This is a genomic window from Brevibacterium sp. XM4083 (assembly GCF_006489205.2).
GTDB lineage: Bacteria > Actinomycetota > Actinomycetes > Actinomycetales > Brevibacteriaceae > Brevibacterium.
The window spans coordinates 353820-366544 of sequence record NZ_VFYR02000001.1; the positions used below are offsets into that span (position 1 = coordinate 353820).

Annotated in this window: 10 protein-coding genes; 6 read left to right on the forward strand and 4 right to left on the reverse strand. The window is 69.1% G+C overall.

What is annotated here, in order from left to right; genetic code table 11:
- The first annotated feature begins 8 nt into the window (after positions 1-8).
- From FJ887_RS01505 to FJ887_RS01520, 4 genes are all read left to right on the forward strand, one after another.
- On the forward strand, positions 9-482 hold the full coding sequence (locus FJ887_RS01505) for a hypothetical protein (RefSeq protein WP_137824498.1): 474 nt from the start codon (positions 9-11) through the stop codon (positions 480-482).
- 56 nt (positions 483-538) lie between these two features.
- The gene (locus FJ887_RS01510) at positions 539-820 is read left to right on the forward strand and encodes a type II toxin-antitoxin system Phd/YefM family antitoxin (RefSeq protein ID WP_137824499.1); all 282 of its coding nucleotides are present in this window, start codon (positions 539-541) and stop codon (positions 818-820) included.
- Positions 817-1212 carry a type II toxin-antitoxin system VapC family toxin gene (locus FJ887_RS01515; protein WP_137824500.1) on the forward strand — a complete coding sequence of 132 codons (396 nt, stop codon included), beginning with the start codon at positions 817-819 and terminating at the stop codon, positions 1210-1212. The genes FJ887_RS01510 and FJ887_RS01515 overlap by 4 nt, the downstream gene beginning before the upstream one ends.
- Before the next feature lie 151 nt (positions 1213-1363).
- Positions 1364-3469, forward strand: coding sequence for a RecQ family ATP-dependent DNA helicase (locus tag FJ887_RS01520; protein ID WP_137824501.1), 2106 nt, complete (start codon positions 1364-1366; stop codon positions 3467-3469).
- 16 nt (positions 3470-3485) lie between these two features.
- Here FJ887_RS01520 and FJ887_RS01525 read toward each other — a convergent pair whose 3' ends face one another.
- From FJ887_RS01525 to FJ887_RS01535, 3 genes are all read right to left on the reverse strand, one after another.
- Positions 3486-4253, reverse strand: a complete 768-nt coding sequence (locus FJ887_RS01525) for a VOC family protein (protein ID WP_137824502.1) — start codon at positions 4251-4253, stop codon at positions 3486-3488.
- A gap of 134 nt (positions 4254-4387) precedes the next feature.
- Positions 4388-5161 carry an isocitrate lyase/PEP mutase family protein gene (locus FJ887_RS01530; RefSeq protein WP_137824503.1) on the reverse strand — a complete coding sequence of 258 codons (774 nt, stop codon included), beginning with the start codon at positions 5159-5161 and terminating at the stop codon, positions 4388-4390.
- 197 nt (positions 5162-5358) lie between these two features.
- The gene (locus FJ887_RS01535; protein WP_137824504.1) at positions 5359-7083 is read right to left on the reverse strand and encodes an amidase; all 1725 of its coding nucleotides are present in this window, start codon (positions 7081-7083) and stop codon (positions 5359-5361) included.
- Between the two features lie 162 nt (positions 7084-7245).
- Between FJ887_RS01535 and mobA the strand changes: the two genes are divergently transcribed.
- On the forward strand, positions 7246-7842 hold the full coding sequence (mobA, locus tag FJ887_RS01540) for a molybdenum cofactor guanylyltransferase (RefSeq protein WP_137824505.1): 597 nt from the start codon (positions 7246-7248) through the stop codon (positions 7840-7842).
- Positions 7843-8216: 374 nt separating this feature from the next.
- A complete protein-coding gene (locus FJ887_RS01545) occupies positions 8217-11897 on the forward strand; it encodes an efflux RND transporter permease subunit (RefSeq protein ID WP_487896113.1) in 3681 nt (1226 codons plus the stop codon).
- An 89-nt stretch (positions 11898-11986) separates the two neighbouring features.
- On the opposite strand, the gene FJ887_RS01550 is transcribed toward FJ887_RS01545, so the two are convergent.
- Positions 11987-12709, reverse strand: a complete 723-nt coding sequence (locus FJ887_RS01550; protein WP_249356569.1) for a FadR/GntR family transcriptional regulator — start codon at positions 12707-12709, stop codon at positions 11987-11989.
- Positions 12710-12725 lie beyond the last annotated feature (16 nt).

Consider the following 12725-nt stretch of genomic DNA (forward strand, 5'->3'; position numbering starts at 1 on the left):
AGCACACCATGATCGAGAACCTGCAGAACTTCGCCGATTCGTTCCCCGACTGGCTGCAATGGCTGGGCGTCATGCTCGTCTCCGCGATCCCGTTCGTCGAGTCGTACTTCGGCTCGGTCATCGGCGTCGCCATCGGACTGAGCCCGGTCGTCGCGATCCTCGTCGCCGTCATCGGCAACGTCGTCTCGATGCTCGCGTTCGTCTACGGTGCGGGCGCGATCCGCGACAGGGCGACGAAGAACAGGGAGAAGGCCACCTCGCCGAGGCGGCAGCGGCTCAAGCGCATGTTCGACAAGTTCGGCGTCCCCGGCGTCTCCCTGCTCGGCCAGACGGTCCTGCCCTCGCAGATCACGTCGATGGCGATGGTGAGCTTCGGCGCCAACCGCAACGTCGTCGCGTTCTGGCAGATCATCTCGATCATCCTCTGGGGCGTCCTCTTCGGTGTGCTCGCGACCCTCGGCATCAACGCCGCGTTGCGGTGATGGGCCGCCGAGGCGGACCTTCACTGAGCTTGTAGCACTGGTGCTACAATTTGCTGATGAATGCAGAGGGAGTGCAGGCTGAAAGCCTTTCGCAGCGTGAGCTGCGCAATGAGTCCGGGAGGGTCCTTCGCGCGGTCAGTGAAGGGCATTCGTTCGTGCTGACCAATCGGGGTGTGCCGGTTGGGCGCATCGTTCCGTTGGACGCTCCTGCTCCTCGGCTGACGATCGCTCGACCGGCTAGAAGAGTGGGTGGCTGGACTGCGCGTGATCGCCGGCCGTCGAGCGACAACCGCGTCATGACGGAGATCATTGACGAGCTCCGTGAGGAGCGTCTGTGAGCGACCCGTCGATCGTCTACGTTGACACCTCTGCACTCGGGGCTCTTCTAGTGGCTCAGCCGGAGTCGGACGCTCTGGTCGGCTGGCTGAATGGAACCTCAGCAGAACTCGTGTCGAGCGACCTGGTCGAAACCGAACTGCGTCGAATGGCCGTGCGAGAGGAGCGCGAGCAGGCAGAAGTCTCTGTGCTCCTCGATGGAGTCTCCATCGCCGCTCTCGATCGGGCGGTGTTTCGCTCGGCCGGACTTCTGTCCATGCCGTATCTGCGGACCCTCGATGCGCTGCACCTGGAGGCCGCGCTCCGATTGGATGTCGATGCCCTTCTGACCTATGACAAGCGCCTTGAGGAGGCGGCACGGTCGGTGGGCCTCGAAGTCATTTCGCCCCGCTGACGGGATGATTCCGCGATGCCCTCAGGTCGGCAGAACGGTCATACCCGCCTGACCATTTCGCCGACCCAGTGCGGCAGGACGAGCGGTGTCTGCTGAGTTCTGGATTCCGCTCCGGGCGGGCCGTGTCAGTGCCGGCACCTAGACTGACCCCATGACGGAAACCACGCAGCTCACCGACTTCGACGCCCGCGCGCAGTCCGTCCTCGCGGAGCTGACGAACAACCCCGACGCCCAGTTCCGCGACGGTCAGCTCGAGGCGATCAGCGACCTCGTCGAGGGGCGCAAACGCGTCCTCGTCGTCCAGCGCACCGGGTGGGGCAAGTCCGCGGTCTACTTCGTCGCCACCCGACTGCTGCGCGCCCAGGGTGCGGGGCCGAGCCTCATCATCTCCCCGCTGCTCGCCCTGATGCGCGACCAGATCGCCGCGGCCGGACGTGCCGGAGTCCGGGCGGCGACACTCAACTCCTCGAACGTCACCGAATGGGACGGCGTCCTCGCCGATCTGCGCGCCGGGAGCATCGACGTCCTCCTCGTCTCCCCGGAACGGCTGAACAACCCGCAGTTCCGCGACGAGGTGCTCCCTCAGCTCCTTCAGATCCTCGGGCTCATCGTCGTCGACGAGGCCCACTGCATCTCCGACTGGGGCCATGACTTCCGCCCCGACTACCGCCGGATCGGCCACATCCTCTCCGACCTCACAACCGACACCCCGGTGCTCGCGACGACGGCGACGGCGAACTCCCGCGTCGTCACCGACGTCGCCGAACAGCTCGGCGACGACACCACCGTCGTGCGCGGCGAACTCGCTCGCGATTCGCTGCGCCTCGGCGTCCAACCCGGCCTCGATCCCAGTGCTCGGATCGCGTGGCTGAGCTCCCACCTCGGCGATTTCACGGGATCGGGCATCATCTACACGCTCACGGTCAGCGCGGCCGAGGACATCACCCGCATCCTCCGTGACCAGGGGCATGAGGTGCGCGCGTACACCGGCCGCACCGACGCCGAGGAGCGCGCTGACCTCGAGCAGCAGCTCAAGGACAACCGGCTCAAGGCGCTGGTGGCGACCTCGGCGCTGGGGATGGGCTTCGACAAGCCGGACCTCGGCTTCGTCGTCCACGTCGGGGCGCCGTCCTCGGCCGTCGCCTACTACCAGCAGGTCGGTCGCGCCGGTCGTGCGACGGATTCCGCCGACGTCCTCCTCCTTCCCGGCTCCGAGGACGCCGAGATCTGGGAGTACTTCGCGACCGCGTCGATGCCGAGTCAGGCCGATGCCGATGCCGTCCTCACCGCGCTCGCCGAAGCGGACGGCCCCCTGTCCGTGGCTCGCCTGGAGACGCTCGTCGGGACGAAGCGCACCCGCCTGCAGCTGCTGCTCAAGACCCTCGAGGTCGAGGAGGCCGTGGAGAAGGTCCGCGGCGGATACGTCTCGACCGGTCGAGGATGGACGTATGACCGGGAGCGCTACGAGAAGGTCGCCGAGGTGCGCGCCTTCGAGGCCCAGGCGATGCTCGACTACGAGGCGACGGGGGAGTGCCGGATGGAGTTCCTCATCCGGCAGCTCGACGATCCCGACCCGCAGCGCTGCGGACGCTGCGACAACTGCGCAGGCGTGTGGTGGTCGACGGAGATCTCCGCGGAGACGCAGCGGGAGACCGCCGGAACCCTCCACCGGATCGGCCTGCCGATCGAACCGCGGAGCACGTGGCCCTCGGGGATGGCGAACATCGGCGTCTCCCTCAAGGGCAGGATCCCCGCCGAGGAGCTCGCCGCCGAAGGCCGCGTCATCGCCCGACTCTCCGACCTCGGACAGGGACAGGTGCTGCGGGAGTTCCTCGCCCCCGATGCCCCCGACGCCGACGTGCCTGCGCAGATCGGCCGGTGGTGCCTCGAGGTGCTCGGGCAATGGAACTGGGAGGACCGGCCCGAGGTCGTCGTGTCGATTCCGAGCGCCCGCCGGCCCGAGACGATCCGCTCGCTCGCGGCGAACCTCGCGTCCGCGGGACGTCTGATCGACGGCGGTGAGCTGCTCCAGGTCCACGACCATGGGACGCCCGACGTCAACAGTGCCTTCCGCGTCAAGGACCTCCACGATGCGTTCGTCGTTCCCCCGGAGGTCGCCGAGGCGGTCGCCGGAAAGTCCGTCCTCCTCGTCGACGACGAGATCGTCTCCCGGTGGACGATGGCGATCGCCGCCCGCGCGCTGCGGCAGGCCGGAGCGACCGCGGTGCTCCCGTTCGCGCTCGCGCTGCGGGCGTGAACGGGAGCACTCCGGATCAGAGATCCTGGTGCAGCTGGAACGTCGCTCCCTCGGGGTCGGCGACAGTGGCGACCCTGCCGAACTCCGAATCCATGGGACCGTCGAGCACGGTGCCGCCGAGTTCGACGACCTTCGCCGCGGCGGCGTCGACATCGGCGACGTTGAAGTACGTCCGCCAGTACGAATTCGGGGTCCACTGGCTGGCATCGCAGATGCCGGCGACGGCGGTCTCATTGGCGCCGTAGGTCGCGTACTTGATCTCCTGGCCCTCGACCTCGACGAGTTGGAAGTCGAACGCGTCGACGTAGAACTCGCACGCAGTGTCGTAGTCCGTCGTCATCAGCTCGAACCACACCGGGGTGCCCGGGACGAGCGGCAGTTCGAACCCGGTGAACTGGTCGGACTGCCACATGCCGATCGGGGCGCCGGTGGGATCGACGACAACGGCCATCGAGCCCAGGGGGCCGACCGCCATCGGACCGACGACCGGCGAGGCGCCGTCTGCGGTGGCCTTCGCAAACGTGCCGTCGATGTCACTGGTGTAGAGGTACGTCGACCAGGCGGTCGGCATCGTCGGATCCGGGTTCCCGTCCATCGTCATCGCTCGCATGAACCCACCGACGGGCGCACCGTCCTTGTACGCCTGGTGGTAGTGACCGAAATCGGGTCCCTGGTCGACGATCTCCCACCCGAAGACCTCGGTGTAGAAGTTCTTCATGGCATCGAAGTCCTGGCAGACGTAGTCGATCCAAACCGGCTGTCCTTGACGGGGATTATCAGGCATGGCAGCTCCTCTTCGTGATGCTTCCTGGCGGGTGCGCAGACGGGGGTCGTCTGTTGGAATGATCGTAGCTGGTGAGAGAGGTCTGTGGGCACGATCCGGCAGGTCCGGTGGCGCAGCCGGACGGTGCGGTGTCGTCAGCGCCAGGCGCGGGTCACCTCGGCGAACTGCGGGCGCAGGGTCGCCTGGAGGAGTGGACCGAAGGACACGCGCTTGACGCCGATCTCGGTGAGCTGGACGAGGCTGAGCCCATCGGGGATGGCGCCCTCGAGGGGACGCGCGGTGACGTTGAGCGGCAGCGGAACCTCGGACACGACCCGCTTGAGAGTCTCCGTGTCGGGCATCGCCACAGGGTAGACGGAGTCGGCGCCCGCCTCGGCGCAGAGATTGAGGCGACGGATCACCTCGGCGGTCGGGTCGGCGAAGCCCTCGGGCGATTTGAAGACATCGGTGCGGGCGTTGATGACGACGTGGACGCGCTGGGCGTCGGCGGCGCGGCGCAGGTCGCCGATGTACTCGGCATGCTCCTCGGCAGTGCGCAGCCGACCGGCGCTGTGGACGGTGTCCTCGATGTTGAGGCCCACCGCGCCGGCTTCGAGGAGACCGGCGATGAGATCGGGGGCATCGGTGTCGTAGCCGGATTCGAGGTCGGCGCTGACGGGCACGTCGACGGAGGAGGTGATCCGCGCGATGCCGTCGAGGGCCTCCTCGAGGGGCATGTTCTCCCCATCGGCGTAGCCGAGGGAGTCGGCGAGCGGGTGCGATCCGATCGTCAGCGCGGTGAACCCGGCCTCGACCATCGCACCGGCCGACCAGGCATCCCAGACGGTCGGCAGGACGACGGGTTTGGCCTGGTGGTGGGCGTCGAGGAGGGCGGAGGCGCGTTCGGCGAGCACAGTGAAGTCAGTCATGGTGCCCACTGTTCCATCACATCGGCCCGCCGCGCCAGTGTTCACCCGAAGGTCTCAGAAACCGCCGCGGCGGCAGGCCCGGGCACGAGCAGTGATTCGGGTAGGCGCGGGTGAGACTGCAGGACGTCCCGGTCGGATCCTGGTGGCAGAAATCGGTCCGGGACGTTCTGCGGTCGGGGCGCGACCAGCGCGCGACCTCAGAGGCGCGGGGTCCGCGGGGGTGCGTCGCGGCGGTCACCGGTGGCCTCGAAGGCGGCGGCGAGCTCGATGAGCGCCGAATCGTCCCAGCCGCGGCCGGCGATCGTCAGGCCGACGGGGATCCCGGTGTCGGCCATTGTGCCCATCGGCACCGTCACCGAGGGAATCCCGAGGTGGCGGGGGACGAGGTTGCCGTTGGCGACCCACGTGCCGTTGCGCCAGCCGAGGTCGGCCGAGGCCTCGTCGACGTCCATGTCGGCGGGGCCGACGTCGGCCATCGCCGGGAAGATCACGGCGTCGAGGTCGTTCTCGTCCATCCACGCCTCAAGGTCGATGCGGCGGGTGAGCTCTAGGCCGTGCACGCCCTCTTCGAGCAGCGGGATGTCGGTCATCGCGGCGTACGGATGCGTCCGCACGTGCTCCGGGTATTCGGCGATGTCGTCGTCGAAGCCCGTGTAGCGGTCGGGCAGCGCACCGGCCGGATGCGGGAAGATGTCCGCGCCGTCGACCTCGGTCAGCGTGGAGAGGTGCGGATCGCCGTTGCCGCGGAGGAAGTCGTCCCACGCCCAGGCGGAGAGGTCGACGATCTCCCGCTCGAGGTACTCGGGTGAGACGAAGCCGCGGGTCCGGATCGTCGGCGCGCCGGGACGGTCGCCTTCGTAGTTGGTCACGACGGGGAAGTCGGTCTCGACGACCTCGGCGCCGGCGGCCTCGAGGTCGCGGCGGGCCGCCTCCCACAGGTCGATGACCGAGGGGCGGGTCTCGACACGCTGACCCGTGGGGCCGCCGATCCCGCCGTCGGGGTTGGTGCCGGCCTCCTCATCGGCGTTGATGTACATCCGGGGCACGCCGAGGCGCTTGCCCGCGAGCACGTCCTGCGCGGCGGCGCGGTCGGCAGGCAGCAGCGCGGCGTACGAGTCGGGCCTGACCTCGGAGGCCGCGGGGATCTCGACCCACGGCTGGACGCGCCAGAAGTCGCCGCGGGTCTCGGTGTCGTCGGCGACGATGACATCGAGGACCTCGGCGAGGTCGGCCATCGTCCGGGTGTGGGGGACGACGACGTCCATCGTGGGCACGAGCGGCCAGTTCCCGCGCACGGAGATGACACCCCGGGAGGGGGTGTAGGCGATGAGTGCGTTGTGCGAGGCCGGGGCGCGGCCCGATGACCAGGTCTCCTCCCCGAGGCCGAACGCCGCGAAGCTCGCCGTCGTCGCCGTTCCCGAACCGTTCGACGACCCCGAGGCGAACGCACTGGTCAGCCATTCCGCGTTGTAGGGACTCTCGGCGCGGCCGTAGAGTCCGCGCTGCATGCCGCCGTTGGCCATCGGCGGCATGTTCGTCAGGCCCAGGCAGATCGCCCCGCCCGCCCGCAGGCGTTCGATCGTGAAGGCGTCCTTCTGGGCGATGAGATCGGCGAAGGCCGGCGACCCCGAGGCGACGGTGAGCCCGGCGACCATGTAGCTGTCCTTCGCCGTGTAGGGAATCCCGTCGAGCGGACCGAGCGTCTCACCGCGGGCGCGGCGCTCGTCGGCGGCGGCCGCCTCGGCGCGGGCCTCGGGATTGGCGACGATGACGGAGTTGAGCCTGGTCTCGGTGTCCGGGCCGTCGAACGCGGCGATGCGCTCGAGGTAGGCATCGACCAGCTCCGCCGAGGTGGTCTCCCCGGACTCGAGCGCCGCGCGCAGAGTCGCAATGGAGGCCTCGACCACGTCGAACTTCGTCATTCTCGCTGCTCCTTCGGTGGGTCAGTGCTGGGGGTGCCCCACCAGTATCGCCCAGACGCGCCGAGGCGGGGCTTCGATTTCCGTCGGAGGCGGCGCTGCGAGGACAAGATCGATTGCCGCCTGACGGGGTCGCTGACCGGTCGCGCACCGTAGGATCGAGCCATGGCAGTGAGCGCGATCATCCTCAGCGGCGGCCGGTCGAGTCGCTTCGGCGGGGTCCACAAACCGGGTGTCGACCTCGGCGGACGCACCGTGATCTCCCGCATCCTCGCAGCGGTGCGCGCGCTCGATGCCGACGCCGAGGTGTGGGTGGCCGGTACGACCGAGGGTCTGAGCGAGGCCGAGGCGGAGTCGGTGAGCGCCGTGCGCGAGGATCCGGAATTCGCAGGGCCCCTCGCCGGAATCGCTGCGGCAGCGGAGCAGATGGGCTCGACCGAGGGCACCACCCTCATCATCGCCGGAGACATGCCGCTGGTCACGGCGGCCCACCTCGGCGAGATCGTCTCCCTCAGTGAGGCCTCTGGCGGACCGGTGACCGGCACCGACGATCGCGGGAAGGCGCAGTTCCTCTGCGCGGCGTGGCCGCACTCCCTGCTGCGACAGCGACTCGCGCGGATCGGCGACCCCGAGAACAAGGCCGTCCGGCTGCTCTTCGATGACGGCGAACCCCGCCTCATCGACGTCGACCCCGAGGTCGTCGTCGACTTCGACACCGAGGCGGAACTCGCCGCGATCCGCGCGCGGCTCGACCGGGAATAGCGCGAGCCCTCGTCGGCAGCCGAGGTCCCGGGCACCCCGACCGCGCCGACCCGTCCGGCAGAGCCCCCGAGCACCCCGCCCGGAGGGGAGTCCGGGACGTTTCCGCAGGTCGAAGACGGGGGATAACACCCCTGTGGCGTGATCGGCGCGACCCTATGCTCGAATCATGAGCATCCCCCGTGAGACTGCTGAATGCGACGTCGAATATCCCCCGATGGGTGGAGGCGATTGGCAACTTTCGGGTGACGCGCACACCCCCGCCCGAATGAAAGACTGACTGACGGCGAGCCGGGCCACCGCCTGCCGCCGCGCACTTCCCGCCTGACGCTCGGCGCTGCCGCGCGCCCGAAACCCGTTACGACCCGGAGGAACCCGTGTCCCAGCTGACCAGGATGAGCCTGAAGAACCGGCTCATCATCGGACTGCTCACCCTCGTCATCGCCGTCTTCGGCGTCGTCGCGACGACCTCGCTCAACCAGGAGACGATGCCGTCGATCGACCTGCCGGGCACCACGGTGCAGGCCACGGTCCCCGGCGCCTCTCCCGAAGTCGTCGAGGAGACCGTGACGAAGCCGCTGGAGACGGCTCTCGACGCTGTCGGCGACCTCGACTCCGTGCAGACGACGATGTCGTCGGGAATGATGACCGCCTCGGTGACCTGGCCGTTCGGCAAGGACTCGGAGAAGATGACGGATTCCGTCCGCTCCGCCGTCGATGCCGCGAAGTCGAACCTCCCCGACGACGCCGAGGTCGAGGTCCTCTCCCAGCAGATCGACGATTTCCCCGTCGTGATGTTCGCCGTCTCCGGCGGTGGGGATGCGCAGACCCTGGGCGATCGCCTCGAAACCGACCTCGTCCCCGAGCTGCAGGCCGTCGACGGCGTCGCCGGTGTCGAGGTCACCGGCCAGGCCGAGCAGCGGGTTGACATCACCTTCCGCCCTGACGACGTCAACGACAAGGGCGTCGTCACCGCTTCGGTGCCCGATGAGCTCACCGGGGCGACCACGGTCGTGCCCGCCGGTCAGAGCGGGCAGGGCGACAGGTCGCTCGCCGTCGAGGTCGGCACCCAGATGGACGCCGTCGACCAGATCGGCAACACCCCCATCCGCACGGCCGACGGCACGGTGCTGCTGAAGGACGTCGCCGATGTCACCCTCGACTCGGTCGAGAAGACCTCGCTCTCCCGTGCAGGCGGCAAGGATGCCGTCACCGTCGCCGTGACGAAGGGCCAGGACGACAACGTCGTCGAGGTCTCGAACCGGGTCGGCGAGGTCCTTGAGACCGTCGGGCCGAAGCTCGGCTCCGACGTCGAGTTCACGACGATCTTCGATCAGGCCCCGGAGATCGAGAAGTCGATCAAGGACCTCTCCGTCGAAGGCGGCCTCGGCCTCCTCTTCGCGATCCTCGTCATCCTCGCGTTCCTCGGATCGTTCCGATCGACGATCGTCGCAGCGATCTCCATCCCGATGTCGCTGCTCATCGCGATGATCGGTCTCATGGTCGGTGACTACACGCTCAACATCCTCACCCTCGGCGCCCTGACGATCGCCGTCGGCCGTGTCGTCGACGACTCGATCGTCGTCATCGAGAACATCCGGCGGCGCCAGGGCACCTCCGACCTGACGATCGCGGACATCGTCGCCTCCGTCAAGCAGGTCGCCGGGGCCATCACCGCCTCGACCCTGACGACGGTCGCGGTGTTCCTGCCCATCGCCTTCGTCGACGGGATCGCCGGCCAGCTCTTCCGCCCGTTCTCCGTCACCGTTACCCTCGCACTGCTCGCCTCCCTGCTCGTGGCCCTGACGATCGTGCCGGTCTTCAGCTACTGGGTGCTGCGCCGCAGCCCCAAACCGCTCTCGCCGAAGCGCCAAGCCGCCGCCGACGAGCGCTTTGAGAAATGGGCGCAGCGTCAGGACGAGAAGTCGGCCAAGAGGGCTGAGCGCCGGCAGGCGAAAATCGACAAGCGGAACGCGAAGCGCGTCGCCAAGGGCCGGGAGCCGCTGCCGGCCGCCGCACCGGTGGCCACGGTCCGCCCCGTCCCCGGCGACGGTGAGGCTTCCGACCGGATCGACCGGCTCCAGCAGCGCGGTCTGCCGGCGATCCTCGCCGCCCTCCGCCACCCGGGCCGGACGATCGCGTTCTCCGTCGTCATCTTCCTCGTCACGATGGTCCTCGCCTCATTCCTCAAGACCGACCTGCTCGGGTCGGCCGGGCAGAACTCGCTGGCTGTCACCCAGACCCTGCCCGCCGGCGCCTCCCTCGAGGCCAGTGACATCGCTGCGAAGCGGGTCGAGGACGTCCTCGCCGGTGACGGCGACGTCGAGGCGTACTCGACGACGGTCAACGGGCCCGAGACCGGTGCGGAGAACTCCTTCAACATCACCCTCGCCGAGGACTCCGACGCGCAGGCGGCGACCGACCGGATCCGCAGCCAGCTCGAGGGCCTCGGGGAGGACGCCGGGGACATCAACGTCCAGAGCGCCGGCGGCGGGGCGAACGAGGACGTCGAGATCAAGCTCTCCGGCTCCGACCTCGGCGCCCTCGGCGAGGCCGCGGACGCCGTGACCAAGCGGATGGCCGAGACGCCGGGGGTGTCGAACGCCCGCAACGACCTCGCCGCCGATCAGCCGATCATCTCAGTCGACGTCGACCGGGAGAAGGCAGCGGACTTCGGCTTCAGTCAGGCCGAGGTCGGTCAAGCCGTGTCCGCAGCACTCCAGGGAGCGCAGGCCGGAACGCTCACCCTCGAGGGCAAGGAGCGCGACATCTTCATCGCGCCCACGCACCCCGATGCCTCACCGGACGAGATCCGCGCCCTCGAGCTGCCCGTCACCGAGGTCCAGACGAAGAATGCCCAGGAGGACGCGACCGACCGCGTCAAGGAGGAGACCGATCGACGGGCCGACGAGGCCAAGCGCAAGGCCGAGGACGATTCGGCCGAGCAGCTCGAGTCCGCCCGCGAAGCCCGCGACAACGCCGCCGACGCCCTCGAAGAGGCCCGGCAGGCGCTGCGCGACGTGCAGAATCCCCCACCGCCGCAGAGTCCCGACGAGATGCGCCAGGACCAGATCGACCAGGCGCAGAAGGGCGTCGATCAGGCGGAGCAGGGTCTGCGCGATGCCAACCAGGCGATCGACGACATCATCGACGGCCAGGCCGAAGCCCGTGAGTCCCAGGCCGCCGACGAGCGCCTCGCCGACGAACAAGAGGCGATCCCCGACATCAAGGGCGACCCCATCACCGTCGACGACATCGCCGAGGTGACGGAGACGACGACGCCGGCGACGATCGCCCGCGAGGACGGCGACCGCCAGGTCACGGTGTTCGCCACGCCCGCCGAGGGCCAGCTCAACGCCGTCACCGCCGCAGCCGCGCAGGTGTCGACGACGATGGACCTGCCCGCCGGGGTGAGCTTCGACGTCGGCGGTGCCAGCCAGGAGCAGGCGGAGTCGTTCAGTCAGCTCGGCTTCGCGATGCTCGTGGCGATCGCGCTCGTCTTCCTCGTGATGATCGCGACGTTCCGCAGCTTCATCCAGCCGCTCATCCTCCTCGTGTCGATTCCGTTCGCCGCGACCGGCGCCGTGCTGCTCCTGCTGCTCACGGGCACTCCGCTGGGCATCCCGTCGCTCATCGGTCTCCTCATGCTCATCGGCATCGTCGTGACCAATGCGATCGTGCTCATCGACCTCATCAACAAACTCCGTGAGCACGGCATGGGGCTCGAGGATGCGATCGTCCACGGCACCCGCCTGCGCCTGCGCCCGATCCTCATGACGGCGGCTGCCACGGTGTTCGCGCTCGTGCCGATGTCACTGGGGCTGACCGGCGGGGGAGTGTTCATCTCCCAGCCGCTGGCGATCGTCGTCATCGGCGGGCTCACCTCGTCGACGGTCCTCACCCTCATCCTCGTCCCCGCCCTCTACCTCCTCGTCGAGAGGCGCAAGGAGCGCCGGGCGGCGCGCAGGGCGGAGAAGGACGAGGCGAAGCGCGCAGCCGAACAGCAGCGGATCGACGAGGAGACCGCCGAGGTGACCGGCCGTCACGCGGCCGAGTGACCTCCCGTGCGGAGCTCCGGTGCTGGATGCGCCGAGGCGGGGCCCGGGTTGGATGAGCTGTGCTGGATGTCCTCGGAGAGGGCCGGTGCTCAGGTGCCGGAGCCGCCGCGGGGTTCCGCGAGAGCCGGCAGCGCGGCGGCCGCGGTGAGGATGTGCTCCTCGGTCAGCTGCGCTGCGCGCTCCGGGTCGTGGGCGACGACCGCCGCCATGATCGCATGGTGCTGCTCCTGGAGTGCGTCCATGAGCGCGGCCGGATCGTCGACGGCCCGGAAGGCCGCGAGGATCGGTCGCCTCAGCGAGCTGCGGATCGCCCCGGTGAGGTCGGAGAAGAGCTGATTGCCCGTGGCCTGGGCGATCGCGACGTGGAACGCGGTGTCGGCGTCGTTGAACACCTCGAGGCTGACTCCCGGGGTGTCCATGATCGCCAGGGACGCGTTCATCCGGGCCAGTGCATCGTCGTCGGCGGCCGCGGAGGCCAGTGCCGCGCTCGAGCGCTCGAGCTGGATCCGGGTCTCGATGACCTCGTCGACGCTGAAGTTCGTCAGGGCGACGTGGAGTCGGAGGAATCGGGTGAGAGCCTCCCTCGGCAGGGAGGCGATGAATGTGCCCGCCCCGCGTCCGGATCCTCCGCTCGAGCGCACGACGCCGAGGCTCTCGAGCACGCGCAGAGCTTCGCGGACGCTCGCCCGGCTCACCCCGAGCTGGGAGGCGAGCTCCCGTTCGGCCGGCAGCGGGTCCCCGACGGAGAGAGACCCGGCCATGATCTGCTCCTCGATCGCATCGATGACGAGCTCATGCGTGCTCGGGCGCACGACCTGCTTCCACGCC

Excerpts from the sequence above, each read along its gene's own strand:
- FJ887_RS01505 (WP_137824498.1), top strand. The coding sequence starts at position 9 with ATGATCGAGAACCTGCAGAACTTCGCCGATTCGTTCCCCGACTGGCTG.
- FJ887_RS01510 (WP_137824499.1), top strand. The coding sequence starts at position 539 with ATGAATGCAGAGGGAGTGCAGGCTGAAAGCCTTTCGCAGCGTGAGCTG.
- FJ887_RS01520 (WP_137824501.1), top strand. The coding sequence starts at position 1,364 with ATGACGGAAACCACGCAGCTCACCGACTTCGACGCCCGCGCGCAGTCC.
- FJ887_RS01525 (WP_137824502.1), bottom strand. The coding sequence starts at position 4,253 with ATGCCTGATAATCCCCGTCAAGGACAGCCGGTTTGGATCGACTACGTC.
- FJ887_RS01530 (WP_137824503.1), bottom strand. The coding sequence starts at position 5,161 with ATGACTGACTTCACTGTGCTCGCCGAACGCGCCTCCGCCCTCCTCGAC.
- FJ887_RS01535 (WP_137824504.1), bottom strand. The coding sequence starts at position 7,083 with ATGACGAAGTTCGACGTGGTCGAGGCCTCCATTGCGACTCTGCGCGCG.
- mobA (WP_137824505.1), top strand. The coding sequence starts at position 7,246 with ATGGCAGTGAGCGCGATCATCCTCAGCGGCGGCCGGTCGAGTCGCTTC.